This window comes from Hymenobacter duratus, from assembly GCF_014698995.1.
GTDB lineage: Bacteria > Bacteroidota > Bacteroidia > Cytophagales > Hymenobacteraceae > Hymenobacter > Hymenobacter duratus.
Window position 1 is genome coordinate 498845 of sequence record NZ_JACWZZ010000001.1, and the last position, 15013, is coordinate 513857.

The 15013-nt window shown below is 59.9% G+C and carries 9 protein-coding genes; 4 read left to right on the forward strand and 5 right to left on the reverse strand.

Translation table 11 applies throughout. The annotated features are described in order from the left end of the window. The first annotated feature begins 42 nt into the window (after nt 1–42). Nucleotides 43–501, forward strand: a complete 459-nt coding sequence (msrB, locus tag IC231_RS02060) for a peptide-methionine (R)-S-oxide reductase MsrB (RefSeq protein WP_190782954.1) — start codon at nt 43–45, stop codon at nt 499–501. 83 nt (nt 502–584) lie between these two features. Here msrB and IC231_RS02065 read toward each other — a convergent pair whose 3' ends face one another. Then, nucleotides 585–1037 (reverse strand): hypothetical protein, encoded by a 453-nt coding sequence (locus tag IC231_RS02065; protein WP_190782955.1) that lies wholly within the window; start codon nt 1035–1037, stop codon nt 585–587. 108 nt (nt 1038–1145) lie between these two features. On the opposite strand from IC231_RS02065, the gene sdaAA reads away from it, so the two are divergent. Then, the gene (gene sdaAA / locus IC231_RS02070; RefSeq protein WP_190782956.1) at nt 1146–2048 is read left to right on the forward strand and encodes an L-serine ammonia-lyase, iron-sulfur-dependent, subunit alpha; all 903 of its coding nucleotides are present in this window, start codon (nt 1146–1148) and stop codon (nt 2046–2048) included. Nucleotides 2049–2146: 98 nt separating this feature from the next. Here the strand turns inward: sdaAA and IC231_RS02075 are convergent, their stop codons facing one another. From IC231_RS02075 to ispF, 4 genes are all read right to left on the reverse strand, one after another. After that, nucleotides 2147–8011 carry an Ig-like domain-containing protein gene (locus IC231_RS02075; protein ID WP_190782957.1) on the reverse strand — a complete coding sequence of 1955 codons (5865 nt, stop codon included), beginning with the start codon at nt 8009–8011 and terminating at the stop codon, nt 2147–2149. Between the two features lie 471 nt (nt 8012–8482). Then, nucleotides 8483–9883 carry a LutB/LldF family L-lactate oxidation iron-sulfur protein gene (locus IC231_RS02080; protein WP_190782958.1) on the reverse strand — a complete coding sequence of 467 codons (1401 nt, stop codon included), beginning with the start codon at nt 9881–9883 and terminating at the stop codon, nt 8483–8485. Nucleotides 9884–10087: 204 nt separating this feature from the next. Further along, on the reverse strand, nt 10088–11788 hold the full coding sequence (locus tag IC231_RS02085; protein WP_190782959.1) for a M28 family peptidase: 1701 nt from the start codon (nt 11786–11788) through the stop codon (nt 10088–10090). 60 nt (nt 11789–11848) lie between these two features. After that, nucleotides 11849–12331, reverse strand: coding sequence for a 2-C-methyl-D-erythritol 2,4-cyclodiphosphate synthase (ispF, locus tag IC231_RS02090; RefSeq protein WP_190782960.1), 483 nt, complete (start codon nt 12329–12331; stop codon nt 11849–11851). Between the two features lie 310 nt (nt 12332–12641). Here ispF and IC231_RS02095 point away from each other — a divergent pair, with 310 nt between their 5' ends. Both IC231_RS02095 and IC231_RS02100 read left to right on the forward strand, forming a co-directional pair. After that, nucleotides 12642–13256 carry a TetR/AcrR family transcriptional regulator gene (locus tag IC231_RS02095; protein WP_190782961.1) on the forward strand — a complete coding sequence of 205 codons (615 nt, stop codon included), beginning with the start codon at nt 12642–12644 and terminating at the stop codon, nt 13254–13256. Between the two features lie 29 nt (nt 13257–13285). Then, on the forward strand, nt 13286–14956 hold the full coding sequence (locus IC231_RS02100) for a TolC family protein (RefSeq protein ID WP_185887859.1): 1671 nt from the start codon (nt 13286–13288) through the stop codon (nt 14954–14956). The last annotated feature ends 57 nt before the right edge of the window (nt 14957–15013 follow it).

The window sequence follows — 15013 nt, forward strand, 5'->3', positions numbered from 1 at the left end:
TTGTTTGGTAGACATTCGATTCTGACCTCTAAAACCGACGATATGCAAACCTGGAATGATGTAATCCGGCTGGCCAACCACGGCAGCCCGACCCCGCCTCGGCGGGTGGAAAAGACCGATGCTGAATGGCGTCAGCAGCTCACGGCCGAGCAGTACCACGTCACGCGGGAGCACGGCACAGAGCGGGCTTTCACGGGCGAATACTGCGAAGCCCACGAAGCCGGCCTCTACGCCTGCGTGTGCTGCGGCACCCCACTCTACGACTCGCGCACCAAGTTCGAAAGCGGCACCGGCTGGCCCAGCTTCACCCAACCCGTGGACGAAAGCGCCATCCGCTACAAGAAGGACACCAGCTACGGCATGACCCGCGTGGAAGTGCTCTGCAACGTCTGCGACGCCCACCAGGGCCACGTATTCCCCGATGGCCCACCGCCCGGCGGCCTGCGCCTGTGCATCAACTCGGCCAGCATCAAGCTGGTGAGCGAGAAAGCCGAGGCCTAGAAGCGCAGTCGCCGCAACGGCGGAAACACTAAAAAGCCGAGCTGCTGACCTCAGCAGCTCGGCTTTTTAGTGCCTGGCTGTATTCAGCGAAAAAAGGCGTCGGAACTGATGTTGTAGGACAGGATTCTCAGCGAATCGTTGGCCTCGCGCGCCAGCGTAAAGGTTTCGATGGCCGTGCCGTTGGCGTACTGGTTTTCGTAGCGCAGCTGGTACTCACCCGAGGGGTCGGTGCCGCTGATTACTTTGGTGGTCCAGTCTTTCAGCGCCGTATCTTGCAGCCGCCCCAGTAGCTCGTCCCGTTTCCTGAAAAGCAGCGTCACCTTGTCTCGCGGCGTTACCTGCCAGAAGCGGGAGGAAAACAGCCGCAAGTTGGTTTCGGTGTGGCCGAGCTGCTGGTTGGAAAAATAATCCACCATAAACTCGTCGGCCACCACTTTGTCCTGCTCGTCGTTCAGGCGGGAAGAATTGACGTGGCAGGCCGTGAGAGCAAGCAGCAGCAAGCCGGCCAGGTGGCCGTAAATACGTAGCGCGTTCATGGTAGAATACGAATTGTAGTAGGTGTATCTTCTGCCAAAATACGAGCTTCGCCGTAAAACCTCTGCCCCGTACCGGTCGTCCTTTATCCTCATTCCCACCCCATTCCCATGTCACTTCTCTTCACTGATTTTGCCTCCTGGCGTGCGCACTGCGCTGCCACCGGCGAGCCGCTTTACCAGCCTGTGCTGGCCTACGAAATTGAGCAGAAAGGCCGCACCGAGGACGAAATCTGGAACGGCCTGCAGCGCGCCTACGACGTCATGCGCGACGCCGTGCAAACCGGCCTCACCCACGACATGACCTCTCGCTCGGGCATGATCAACAACGGGGCGAAGAAGATTGCGGCCTCGCCTGTCACGGTGCTGTCGCCGGAGTTCAAGCAACTCGTAACGCGGGCCATGGGCGCCAAGGAGGTAAATTCCTGCATGGGCCGGGTGGTGGCCGCCCCAACCGCCGGGGCCTCCGGCATCCTGCCCGGCGTGCTCGTGACGCTGCAGGAGCTGCATAAGCTCTCGGACCGCACCATTCTGGAAGGCCTGCTGGTAGCGGCCGGCATTGCTCTTATTATCGAGCAGAATGCCTCGCTGGCCGGCGCCGTAGGAGGTTGCCAGGCTGAAACCGGCTCGGCAGCGGCCATGGGCAGCGGTGCCATCGTGTACTGTCTGGGTGGGGATGTTGACCAGACGTTTGCGGCCGTGGCCGTAACTATTCAGTGCATGCTGGGGCTGGTCTGCGACCCGGTGGCCGGGCTGGTGGAGGTGCCCTGCGTGGTGCGCAACGCCTCAGCTGCCGCCATTGCCTTCAGCTCCGCTCAGATTGCCATTGCCGGCATCGACCCCGTTATTCCGGTGGATCAGTGCGTGGCGGCCCTCGGCGAAGTAGGACAGAGCATGGAAACCCGCTACAAGGAAACGGCCCTCGGCGGCCTCGCTAATACCCCGCGCGGCCGCGAAATCGAGAAGATGGTACTGGTGCAGGACGTACAGATTCTGCCTGACGAAGGAGAATAGCAACAACCCGCTAACCAAGAGCTGCACCAGAAAACAGGTACACAAAAAAAGGGCCTTCCCAATCGGGAAGGCCCTTTTCGTTCTGAAAAGGCTGCTGCCTATTGCTTGGTGATACGGCGCACATCAAATCCGCTCTCGGTGCGGGCGCGCAGGATGTAGACGCCGGCTGGCAGCTGGCGCAGATCCAGCGTGGCGGTCTGCACATCGTTCTTGCCGGCGGCCGTGCTGTGGTATACCTGCTGGCCTACGGCGTTGTACACGGTCAGCTCGGTGGCTTTCGTGTAGCCGCTGAGCTCTACCGTGACGTTGCCGTCGGCCGTGGGGTTGGGGTACACGCTCAGCGAGGAGCCAGCCAGCACCTTGACGCTGGAGTTGACCAGCAGCTGGGCCGAGGGCAGCGAGGCGCAGCCCGTGGTGGCGTTGGTTACGACCACCGTGTACTGGCCGAACTGGGCGGCCGAGTTGACCACGTAGGTCGGGTTGGTGGCGCCGGGAATCAGCGTGCCGTTCAGGTACCACTGGTTGCCCGTGGCGCTGGAGCTGGTGAGCGTGGTGGTCGTGCCGTTGTAGACCGGCGAGACCGTCGGCTGGGCCGGGCGGGCAGTAATCGTTACCGAAGCCGTGGCCGTCGAGGCTGCGCAACCACCGCTGGCAGCAATGGCGTTGGTCACGGTGTAGGTGCCGGCTGCCGAAGTGCTCAGGTTGATGGCGCCAGTGGTGGCATTCAGTACCAGTCCGGTTCCTGAGGCCGAGAAGGTGCCTGCTGAGGCCCCGGTGCCGAAGACCGGCGTTGCCGTGCCGGAGGCACCGGCGCAGTAGGCGGCGTTGGCGTACGAGAACGTAGCTACGGGAGCCGTAGTGATGGTCACGGAGGTCGTGGCCGAGGACGGGCAGGTGCCCGCTACGCTGTACGTCACGGTGTAGGTGCCGGGCGTGCTCGTGCCGGGCGTAATCACGCCGGTCGTGGCATTGAGGCTCAGACCGGTGGTGCTGCTGAACGTGCCGCCCGCAGTGCCTGTGACGGTAGGCGTGCTGGCCGTGCCGCTCACACACAGCGTTGTGGCTGGGTAGCTGAACGTTGCTGTCGTTGCCGGGGTAATCGTCAGGACGGTTTGAGCCGTGGCCGTAGAGCAGCCCGAGCCAGTGGCCGGATCAGCCGTGAGCGTAATCGTAACGCTACCTGCCGTGGCATCAGCTGCGGAGGGCGTATACGTGGCATTCAGCGTGGTAGCATTCGGCGAGAAGGTGCCTGTGCCCGTGCTGGTGTAGGTGCCGGTCGTAGCCGAGCCGCCTACCGAGCCGGTAAGCTGGTACGCCGTGGCGGCACACGTAGCGGCCGTAGCTGGCAGCGTAGCCGTTGGGGCCGGCGTTACGTTCACCTGGATAGGCGCACGCGTTCCGGTACACTCCGCCGATACCTGCCAGTTGTAGAAGTAGTAGTAGGTAGTGGAAGTACCCGAGATGTAGCCGTTGGTGATGCTCACGTTGCCGCTAGGCGACACGTAAGGAAAACCTCCCAGGCTCGACTCGCGCACCATAGCCGGGCTGCTCACGGCAATCAGCCGCATGCCAGTCCCAACCGGTAGGGTGAAGTTCAGGGGTACTGTAAATGGCGTGGTGCCCGTGCCGGCCGGAATGGCGACCGTAGCCGTCAGACCCGGAATCAGCGTGCCGGTATTGTCCTGTACCTGTACTACCAGGTTGCCGGCGGTGCCAGCCGGGTATACATCAACCGAAACCAATTGAGTGGCAGCAGTGGAATTGAACACGAGACCGTAGCTGGAGGCAGTAGTGCTGGTAGTAGCAGCAGGTGCCAGGCGGCCAACGGTTTCGGTGCTGCTCGTGGTAGCTTCCACGAAATACTGACGCGAAGCCGTGAGAGCCGGCGTAGTGAAGGAAGTACCCGTCGCCAGCGCCGTACCGCCGGAAGCAGCATCGAAGAAGCGTACCGTGGTACCGGCCGCAGCAGTGGCCGTCAGAGTGGCGGTGCTGCCCTCACAGATGGCTACCGGTGAGTTGGTAGTGGTTATCTGGGGATTGTTGATGGTGACGGTAGCTACGTTGGAAGTAGCTACGGCTGCGTTACATACAGTGCGGGCCTGGAAATACGTAGTGCTCGTGAGTACGCCCGACGTGTAGGTGGCTGAAGTAGCCCCGCTGATGTCGGTGAAGGTCACGTTGTCGGTGGACTGCTGCCACTGAATGCTGCCGTTGCTGGAGCCCGTCAGGGCCAGCGTTACGGTGCCGCTCACGCACAGCGAGGCTGCGCTGGGAGTTATAGTGCCAGCCACCGGTGCCGTTACTACGCGGGTGGTTGGGGTAGCCAGGTTGTCGTTGGCGGTATTTCCGTCGCCGGTGGCGGTAGCGGCAATGGCGAAGGAATAGGTGCCGGCGGCGCTCATGTTAAGTGTGCCGACCGATACGCTTTGCGTCGCACCCGGGGCGAGGGTGCCAGTATTCACAGTCGCCGTCAGCGTCTGGGTCACAGGACCCGTGACGTTTACCGTCACCGTGGCCGGATTGGCGGCGAAGTCCAGCGCGGCCGTGCCAATGTTGCGCACCGATACCGTTACGTTCTCGGCCGTGCTGTAGCACGTCTGGCCGGTAGGCGGTGTCAGTAGCGCTACAGGTGCCAGATCAACGGCTGCACCGTTGCCCAGGTTCACGTTGTCGATAAACAGGTCGTTGTCGTTCGTATCATCCACGGTGCCTTCGGTAGCGAAGAAGGCCACAATGATTTCCTGACCCGCGTAATTGCCCAGGTTTATCTGCTCCAGCTGGCCGGTATTGCTGATGACGGTGCTGGCCGTGTAGGTTTTCACTGCCGTGAAGGTCAGGCCGCAATCGGCCGAAACCCGGACTTCCAGACGGTCATCGGAGCCCAGCGTGCCAACGGTAGTGGCACCAAACGTATTCAGGGCCAGATCGTAGCTCAGCAGGGTGCTGGCCGTGGCCAGAATGCGCGGACCTACAATCCAATCGTTTTTGCCGGTGCTGAACAGGTTGATTTTGGCAGCCGTTCCATTCGGTCCGCCCACCACATTGCCGAAGTCGTCAGCAGTCCAGGCCGAAGTAGTGCCGGTGGGCAGCGTAGCGCCCGTAGCCTCATACCAGCCTGGGTAGAGCGTTGACAAGTTCGTGGCCGTAAGACCGGTGAAATTGAGCTGCTGTGGCTGAGCAGCTACGGCAGTTTTACTGCGCGTTACGACAATGTTGTCATTAGCGGTATTTCCGTCGCCGGTGGCGGTGGCGGCAATGGCGAAGGAATACGTGCCGGCGGCGCTCATGTTGAGTGTGCCAACCGAGACGCTTTGCGTAGCGCCTGGCGCGAGGGTGCCAGTATTCACGGTCGCCGTCAGCGTCTGGGTCACAGGCCCCGTGACGTTTACCGTCACCGTGGCCGGATTCGCGGCGAAGTCCAGCGCGGCCGTGCCGTTGTTTTGGATGGCTACGGTCACGCTCTCCGCCGAACCGTAGCAGCCCGTGGCTGCCGGCGAAACGAGGCCGGTGGCGGCCACATCCACGGCCGCTCCGCCGGGTATAAAGGTGCCTTCATCGGCGCCCAGGTCGGGAGTAGTCGTGTTGCGCGTGTCACCGTCAAAGTCGGTGGTGATGCTGCTGATGGGCTGGCCCTTTCCTTCTACCAGCGTTGGAACGGCCGGGTTGATATGCAGAAAAGTAGCGTCGGTACCAGTGGTGCTCAGGAACGGCACATCCTCTGTCTGGGATGCCAATTCGCGTGGTGCTACCAGGCTCTTGTAGTCTGTCAGCGTCTGGCTGGCGTTGGTAGCGGTAGTGGTGCCTTCCACATAAATCAGGTTTGTGGCCGAAGGCGTACCGGCGTAGTAGAGGTTGTTGTTGGTGGTGCTGGCCAGGTTGGCCGGTACCGTGCCGGCCGTGCCGGAAGCGCGGCGCAGCGCTGCCGTGTAGCCACCCGTACCCGCCGCGGTGCTTTTGTTGACTACTACGTTGTTGCGTAGGTCCAGCGAAGTGGGCGTGGTCGTGAAATAGATGCCCGACGTGCCGAACGTAGCACCGGTGCTCGTCGCATTCAGGTATACGGTGTTGTAGTACAGGTTCACGTTGGTGCCGCTGCTCACGTACAGGCCGCTGATGGCCGCCGTGCCCGTAGCCGCCGGGGCCCGCAGGTCGCCCACGAGGTTGTTATAAACCGTTACCGTAGTGCCGCCCAGTACCCCGATGCCATAAATCGTGAGGCCCGTGCCCGTGCCCGACAGGTTGTACACCTTGTTGCGGAACACATTGGACGTGGTAGAGGAGGTGTAAATACCGTAGATGATGCTGGAGGTTCCCGTCGTGCTTAGCGCACTGACCGTGTTGCCGAAGGCCTCATAGCCAGCAAAAGCGGTGTTGCCGAAATACAGTCCGTAAATGGTGCCGCCCGTGCTGATGCCGGTTACGGTGTTGTTGCTGAACTGCGAAGTAGCTGTTCCGTAGGCCGTAAACATGCCGTATACCGCGCCCGTGCCACCCGTGATGTTACTGACGGTATTGCCCGTGCGGATCTGGGTTTCCGAACCCGAAGTGTTCGAGTACACGCCGTAGAACGTGCTGGTACCCGCCACCGTCACGTTGTTGAACGTGTTGTTGCTAACCGTTTGGGTACCGGTGCCCGACGCATTGTTGTAGTAGCCATATACCGCGCCGGAAGCACCCGTGCGGCTCAGGCTCGTTACCTGGTTGTTCAGTGCCGTGATAGAGGCCGCACTCGAGTTGTTATCCAGCATGAATGTGGTGCCGGTGTTCGAGAGCGTAGCGCTCAGCGTATTGCCGCTCATTACCACCGTAGCCGGCGACGCAGAGTTATAAATGCCGTGTACCGTAGCCGAAGTAGCAGTGGTATAGGTCAGAGAAACAGTGTTGTTGCTGATGTTGACAGTGTTGTTGGCCGCCGTATTTCCGGCTCCGTTTTCAACCCCCGACATCTGCGCCGTGGTGCCACCGCTGGCCAGCGTAATGATGTTGTTGGTGATGTCGATGTTGGCCGACGTGCCCGAGGGCGTGTATACGCCGCGCAGGGTGCTGGTCACGGTGGAAGCAGCTACCGGCGTGGAAGCCGTGGCCGACGTATAGTTCAGCGTGCTGTTGATGGTGTTGCCCACCACTTTAAAGCCAATCTGGTTGGAGCCCCCGATACCCCAGTTGGTCGTCGTGCTGCCGAAGTTGCCAATCGTGTTGCCGACTGGGCCCCCGACTTCGTTGTTGGCATCCAGGAAGCCCGCGGCCGAGCTACCCGAAAACTGAACGCCCGTGGCCGCGTTGCTCACCACGTTGCCGAACACCTTGTTGTTGGAGTTGCTACCGTCCGCGCTGGTCACGGCCAGGGCCGTAGTAGCCGTCGGCAGCGAGTTGGCGCCATAGATACCGATGGTGTTGGCGTTGGTTTTGTTCAGCGTCACCACGCAGTTCTTGATGACGTTGTACTGGCTGCCATCCGTGGCCGAAGTCCGGAACAGCGCGTACCCAAATTCAGCCTGCGTGGCGGCCGTTGTGTTGGCCGCGTTTTCAGCCAGGTCAATACCGTCGAACGTGACGTAATCGGAGCCCACTAGCTTGATAATGGCATCCAGCGTCGTGCTGGTGCTGCCAGTAGCCGCTGTCACCAGCGGGTTGGCCCCGGTTCCGGCTTTCTGGAACACAATCGGGCTGGTACTGGTGCCGGTAGCCGTCAGGGTCAGGTTGATGGCCGTTTCGGTGTAGCCCGCTGCCACGTCGATGGTAACACCACCCGCCGGAACGCCATTGGTGTTCAGGTCGGTGATGGCAGCCGAGAGGCTGGCATAAGTGCCGGGCAGCGTACGAACTACCTGCGCCTGCGCGGCCGAAGTGCCCAATAGCCCCAGAAAGGCCAGGGCCGGCAGGCGCCGCAGCCAGCGGCCGGTTCGCTGCTCTGTAGCCGGGGGAGGACCAGCCAGAGCAGACGTGTGTAAAGGTGTGTGCATAAAAGGGAAAATGGGTTGGTGAAAAAATGGGTGAAAACAGGGTAAGGGAAATCAGTAGTTCTTACAAGGGCTATGCAGCCGTGTAAGGCGGGTTGGCAAGCGGGAGCAACAAAGGCAAAGTGGCCGTGAGCATACCGGCTGGGCTAAAAATGCCCGACTTTTATAAGATAGAGCGGCTAAAGAATCAGCGCTTCGAATATCTGCGGCAAATAGATACTGGGGGTAGAAAAGCGCATGAAAGCAAAACGAGAAAGATAGATAATCTTGGAAGCAGGACACATGCCGCCCAAGAAGAGAACAAAAACTTAAGGGCCTGAAAAATACAGGTTCTAGCGCATTATTCAAGCATTGCTATCCATCTCACATCCAATTAAAAAGCCAACCCTTCCTATGGGTTGGCTTTTTAAGGAATCTGAGACGTATTTAGCTTATTCTGGTATCGGTCTTACTAGTTACCGGTCCAGCCTGTTTTCAGCGGTTCCGCGCTTTCCATAGCTTCCGGAAAGATTGTGGAGCTACTTCCAGCGCGTCGCGGCGCTTGTTCCAGCCTACTTGGCTGAGCAGGCGCAGCAGCACCCAGTTTTTGGCGCGGGCCGGCAACAGGTCCAGCAGGCGACGGTTTTTCATAGCCAGCAGCCACAGCCGGATAGCTGTCCGCTCGTCCTTCTCCGTGAGCTGCTCACGCACGGCCTGCTGGCGGTTCTGCAGCAGCAGGTTATGAATCGGAATCTTGACCGGGCACACCGAAGTGCAGGCCCCGCACAGGCTGCTGGCGTAGCTCAGGTGCTTATTCTCGGCCATGCCGCTCAGGTGCGGGCTGATAACCGAGCCAATGGGGCCGGAGTACGTGGTTTCGTAGGTGTGGCCGCCGATGTTCTTGTAGACCGGGCAGATGTTGAGGCAGGCGCCGCACCGGATGCAGTTCAGGGCCTCGCGCTGGGCCGGCTGGGCCAGCAGGTTGGTGCGCCCGTTGTCGAGCAGCACCACAATCATTTCGTCGGGGCCGTCTTTTTCCAGCGGCTGGCGCGGGCCGGTATAAATGGTGTTGTACACCGTCACCTGCTGGCCGGTGCCGCTGGTGCTTAGCAGCGGCCAGAACAAATCCAGGTCTTCCAGCTTCGGTATCACCTTCTCGATGCCCACAATGGCAATGTGCGTGCGCGGAAAGGTGGCCGACAGCCGGGCGTTGCCTTCGTTTTCGGTGACGCACACGGCGCCGGTATCAGCAATCAGGAAGTTGCCGCCCGTAATACCCACTTCGGCTGTGGTGTACTTGTTGCGCAGCAGGTGGCGGGCCGTGAGCACCAGCTTCTGGGCATCATCAGTATACTCGGTGCCGAGGTGCTTGACGAAGATATCGGCAATATCGAGCTTGCTCAGGTGCATGGCCGGCGTCACGATATGGTAGGGCCGCTCGCCGTTTAGCTGCACGATAAACTCGCCCAGATCTGTCTCCACCGACTCAATGCCATTCTGCTCCAGAAAATGGTTCAGGTGAATTTCCTCGGTGGTCATGCTCTTGGCTTTCACCACGGTGCGGGCGTGGCGGCGCGCCATTATCTTCCCGATTTCGCGCAGGGCCTCATCCGCGTTCTGCGCCCAGATTACTTTACCGCCCCGCGCCGTGAAGTTGCGCTCAAACTCCAGCAGGTACTCGTCCAGGTGGTTTATCACCTTGGATTTCAGGTAAGATGCCCGCTCCCGCGCCAGCTCATGGTCTTGGTAGAAGCCCAGGCCGGTGCTGACAGCCGCGTTGTACTTGCCAATGTTGAAGCGGATTTTGCGCCGGTGCTCCAGGTCGAAGGCCTTGGCATCGGAATCGGCCAGAAATTGGGCGGCTTTGTTGGCTGAGGTGGTCGTCGTCGGGTTCATGGCGTGCAGCAGTTAGACCAGCAGATACCAACAAATATAAAGGCGGGAGGCCAGAACTAAGAAGGGAGCCGCCTGTCATCCTGAGCCAAGCGAAGGACCTTATCACGCCTGAACGAGTCGTTGTTTTGACAGTCGTTCAGGCGTGATAAGGTCCTTCGCTTGGCTCAGGATGACAGGCGTTTCTAACGTTAGCCCCTAAAAAAGCTAGGGCTTGTTCGAGTCTACCACCACGCGCGTGTCGCGGTTGGCCAGCTCCCAGGCCGAGTGAAACACGAGACGGGCCCGCTTTTCCATTTTCGGAAACTCGATTTTCTCTACTTCGTCGCCGGCACCGTGGTAGTCGTCGTGCACACCGTTGAAGAAGAAGGCTACCGGTATTTTGTGCTTGGCAAAGTTGTAGTGGTCGGAACGGTAATAGAAATGGTTCGGGTCCTCGGGGTCGTTGAAGCGGAAATCCAACTCCATTTTGGTGTACTTCTCATTGGAGTTGAGCACAATTTCGTGCAGCTCCGACGAAAGCTTATCCGAGCCGATAACGTACACATAGTCTCCTTTCCCTTCATGGTCTTTATCGGTGCGGCCAATCATGTCCGTGTTCAGGTCCGCTACCGTCTGGCTGAGCGGGAAAACCGGGTGGTCGGTGTAGTACTCGGAGCCCAGTAGGCCTTTTTCCTCGCCCGTTACGCACAGAAACAGGATGCTGCGGCGCGGGCCGTGGCCTTCGGCCTTGGCTTTGGCAAACGCCTGCGCCATTTCCAGCACCGTTACCGTGCCCGAGCCATCATCATCGGCGCCGTTGTGCACTTCACCGTCAATGATGCCGATATGGTCGTAGTGGGCCGACAGCACCAATACGTCGTCTTTCTTATCGGAGCCTTCCAAGAAGCCCAGCACGTTTTCGGTGGTGAAATCCTCCTGCTTTTTGGCGGCTTTGATGGCAAATTTCGTCGGCTTGAAGGTGCTGACCACTGGCTTGCTGGCCTTGCCTGCCGCCGCCATATACTTTGTAACCGCCGGAGCCGTAGTACCCAGCAGCTTGTAGCCCACCTTCGGCGACACGAAAAAGGCTGTCGGGCGGGCTTCGGCTTTGGCATCCTTGAACGAAATACCGGGCCGACGGATGGAGGGCATCATGCGCGGCACCAGCTTATCGAAGTTGCTGTTGGGGTCAAAATCGATGAAAAAGACACTGCGGGCGCCTTTCTCAGCGGCCATAGCCGCTTTGGCCCGGTAGCCGTTGCCCCATTTGGTGGTGCTTCGGTCTTTGCTGAGCACGGGCTTGCCGTCGGGAGAGGTGGGCTCACCCAGCAGGATGATCAGGTCCTTGCCCTTCACATCTTTGCCGGCGTAGTCGGAGTAGCCTTCCTGCTCGATGCCGTAGCCCACAAATACCGGCTGTACCGTGGTTTCCTGCTGGAAAGGCGAGTTGCCCATAGCGTAGAAATCCACCAGCCACTTGTAGGTCTGGCCGCCCAGCTTGAGGGTAGCATCCTCGTTCCAGGTGCTGCGTACCATCGTGAAGTGCTGCAGGTACGGGTTGTCAGAGTCCTTCACCGGGCCTGCCAAGCCCAGCTTCTTGAACTCCGTACTAAGGTAGTCTGCCGCCATTTTCTGGCCTTTCTCACCGGTTTCGCGGCCCTCGTAGGCGTCGGAGGCCAGCACGGTCAGGTGCTCGCGCAGGTCGTTTTGCGTGATGGTTTCGGCGTAGGCATTGGCCCAGTCCGTCTGGGCCGACTGGTCGATTTGGCCGGCCAGCGCCGGAGTAGCCGGCATCGGCTGCACGGTGGCTTCCGTTTTGGCCTTGCGCTTATTCTTGACCTTTACTTTTTCGGGCGTCTGCTGAGCTACGGCCGAAGATGCCATGCCGGCCGCCAGCAACAGCGCCAGGAAGGAATGTCTGTTCATAGTAGGAAGAGGAGAAAGTTGCGGATGCGTGACGTAGTACCTCACTAAGTCACGAAGTCATCAGGAGGGTTGCACAATGAGCACCGAAGCGTAGGCCGCTACTCCTTCGCGGCGGCCCACAAAACCCAGCTTCTCGGTAGTAGTGGCCTTGATGCTGATATCGTTGGCTTCGATGCCCATTACCTCGGCCAGTACCCGCTGCATTTCCGGGATGTGCGGGTTCACCTTGGGCGCTTCGAGGCAAACCGTAGAGTCGATATTGGAGATACTGTAGCCCCGCTCGCGCAGCAGCCGCACTACCTCGGCCAGCAGCCGCTTCGAGTCTATGCCTTTATACTGCGGGTCGGTGTCGGGGAAGTGAAACCCGATGTCGCGCAGGTTGGCCGCGCCCAGCAGCGCGTCGCAGATGACGTGGATGAGCACGTCGGCGTCGGAGTGGCCGAGGGCACCGTGGGTATGCGGTACCTCAATGCCGCCGAGCCAGAACGGCAGGCCTTCCTGGAGCTGGTGAACGTCGTAGCCGAAGCCGGTCCGGATTTTCATGCGGAAAAGAAAAGATGAATCTACAGAGAGCCAACCGGCGCTGGCTGGCTACCGCGCAAAGGTAAGCGCCGGCAGCACGTAGCCTTCAAAGCTGCCGAAACAGGTGAGCCAGCGGCCACAACGGTACCGAGCTGGCCCAGCGACAGTGGCTGATAACAGAAATTTCTCGCCGGATTTAAGGTAAAACCCGGCCTGTATCGTCCATGAAGAAGATGGAACTTTCCGGGCCCCGAAAGCACTGAGAAAAAAGATGCGGAAACTTTGGAAACAATAAAAGTTTCCGTTGTACCTTTGGGCCCGGAAGTAACTCATGGAAATAAAAGACCGAATCTTACTGGCAGCGCGGGAGCTGTTCACGCGCAACGGCATCCGCAGCGTCTCGATGGATGACATTGCCACGCACCTGAGCATGTCGAAAAAAACGCTCTACAAGTGGTTCGAAAACAAGGACCAGATAGTAGAGGGCGTGATACGGCAGCATCTGGGCCAGACCCAGGGCGAGTGTGAGGTGCTGATTGGCAAGGCCTCGTCGGCTATTGGGGAGCTGTTTGGGATGCTGGACTGGATGAAAAGCCAGTTCGCCGATATCCATCCCAGCATCTTCCACGATATGCAGAAATACTACCCGGTGTCGTGGCAGCTGTGGCTGGAACACAAAAACAAATACATCCTGGCCCAGATAATAGCCAACCTTCGGCGGGGTATGGCCGAGGGCCTCTACCGCGCCGACCTCGACGTGGAAGTGCTGGCCCGTCTGCGCCTCTCGCAGGTGGAGCTGGCATTCAACGCCCAGGTATTTCCCCCCAGCGAATTCGACCCCAAGCGTGTGATTCTGACCACGCAGGAACACTTCATGCTGGGCGTGGCTACGCTCAAGGGCCACCGACTCATTAATACATTCCGTCATGTGACGGAGGAAGAATAACCCCCTTTCTGCTCCAGTTTCACCACTCTATGAAACGAATCATCCGACCCTTGCTGCTGGCTACGGCGCTCTGCGGACCTCTGGCAGCCGCTCAGGCCCAGGTAGGCGGCGCGCCCCAGGCCCAGCAGGTGGGCACTATTTCGCTGTCGTTGCAGCAGGCCATCGACTACGCCGTCAAAAACAAGCCAACGCTACTCTCCACGCGCCTCGGTGAGCAAACCGCAAAGGCCAAAGTAGGCGAAATTCGGTCTGCCGGTTTGCCGCAGGTGAACGTGGCGGCCAACGTAGCCGACAACTTCAAGCTGCAGAAGGCGCTGGTAGACTTTGGGGCGCTGGGCGGCGGAGCATCGGCCACGGCACTTACCCCCGCCGACGTAACGGCAGCCCAGAGCGGCCAAACGGTGAATCTGGGAACGGTAACGGTGCCTTCGGAGCCGGTGCCGCCGCAGGCGTTTGCCTTTGGTCTGCAATGGGCCGGCAACACCAGTGCTTCGGTGTCGCAGCTGCTGTTCGATGGTGCGTACCTCATTGGCCTGAAAGCGGCCAAAGTATATGAGGAACTCGCCAAAAAGCAGACGCAACAGGCCGAAATTGACGTGGTGGAGCAGGTAAGCAAAGCCTACTACAGCACGCTGGTAGCCCGTGAGCGGCTGGCGCTGCTGGGCCGCAACGTGCAGCGCCTCGATACGGTGCTCTTTCAGACCAACGAAACCTTCAAAGCAGGTTTCGCTGAAAAGCTTGACGTGGACCGGTTACGTGTGCAGCGCAATAACTTGGTAGTAGAACAGCAGAAAGCCCAGCGCCTAACGGACCTGAGCATTGCGCTGCTCAAGTTCCAGATGGGCCTGCCCCAGGACCAGAGCGTACAGCTCACCGACTCGCTCGGAACGGCTGTTGTAAATGCCGGTACCCTGCGTCAGCGCCTGGGCGCTGCCAGCCCCACTACTGGTGGTGGTGTGACGGGCTTGGGTGGTGTGCCGACTGCGCCAACTATTAACTCTGGCAACACCGACGCGCAGCGCCAGCAGGATCAGCAGACGGCCCTCAGCGGTGCCCGCACTGGCCAGTTAGCCGCTGCCTTCAACTATAACAACCGCATCGAGTTCAGTACGCTGGAAACCCAGCAGGCGCTGGCTGGCCTCGACCTAGCCAACCGCCGCGCTGGTGCATACCCCCGCTTGCTGGCTACGGCGGCCTACGGTTTCTCCGGCTCGGCCAAGAACGCCGGCGACTTGTTTGCCTTCCGCGGTCCTGATTCGCGGGCGTCTAACGGCTTCCCCAACCAGAACTGGTTTGGTTTCGGCAACGTGGGCCTGAGCCTGCAGATTCCGGTCTTCGACGGCTTCCGCCGCAAATACCAAGTGCAGCAGGCGCGTATTCAGCAGCTGACCATTGAAAAAGGCTTCGAAACCCTGCGCCAGAGCATCGACCTGCAGGATGCCCAGAGCCGCACCACGCTCATCAACGCCCTGGACGTACTGGACAACCAGAAAGCCAACCTCGATTTGGCTCAGGATGTGGCCCGCGTATCGCGCATCAAGTTCCAGGAGGGCGTAGGCTCCAACTTGGAAGTCGTGACGGCCGAAACCTCGCTTCGGGAGGCCCAGACCAACTACTACGCTGCTATCTACGATGTGCTGGTGGCGAAAGTAGACCGTGACAAAGCTACCGGCGAGCTGTACAACCAGTCGCAGAAGTAAGCCGCTGGGCGGCAGATGCCACGTGTTACACGCTTCTACCCCAGTCTTGTACAACTT

Bases quoted from the DNA above. Each gene is read 5' to 3' on its own strand.
- IC231_RS02095 (WP_190782961.1), top strand. From the start codon at position 12,642: ATGGAAATAAAAGACCGAATCTTACTGGCAGCGCGGGAGCTGTTCACG.
- msrB (WP_190782954.1), top strand. From the start codon at position 43: ATGCAAACCTGGAATGATGTAATCCGGCTGGCCAACCACGGCAGCCCG.
- IC231_RS02075 (WP_190782957.1), bottom strand. From the start codon at position 8,011: ATGCACACACCTTTACACACGTCTGCTCTGGCTGGTCCTCCCCCGGCT.
- IC231_RS02100 (WP_185887859.1), top strand. From the start codon at position 13,286: ATGAAACGAATCATCCGACCCTTGCTGCTGGCTACGGCGCTCTGCGGA.
- IC231_RS02085 (WP_190782959.1), bottom strand. From the start codon at position 11,788: ATGAACAGACATTCCTTCCTGGCGCTGTTGCTGGCGGCCGGCATGGCA.
- IC231_RS02065 (WP_190782955.1), bottom strand. From the start codon at position 1,037: ATGAACGCGCTACGTATTTACGGCCACCTGGCCGGCTTGCTGCTGCTT.
- sdaAA (WP_190782956.1), top strand. From the start codon at position 1,146: ATGTCACTTCTCTTCACTGATTTTGCCTCCTGGCGTGCGCACTGCGCT.
- ispF (WP_190782960.1), bottom strand. From the start codon at position 12,331: ATGAAAATCCGGACCGGCTTCGGCTACGACGTTCACCAGCTCCAGGAA.
- IC231_RS02080 (WP_190782958.1), bottom strand. From the start codon at position 9,883: ATGAACCCGACGACGACCACCTCAGCCAACAAAGCCGCCCAATTTCTG.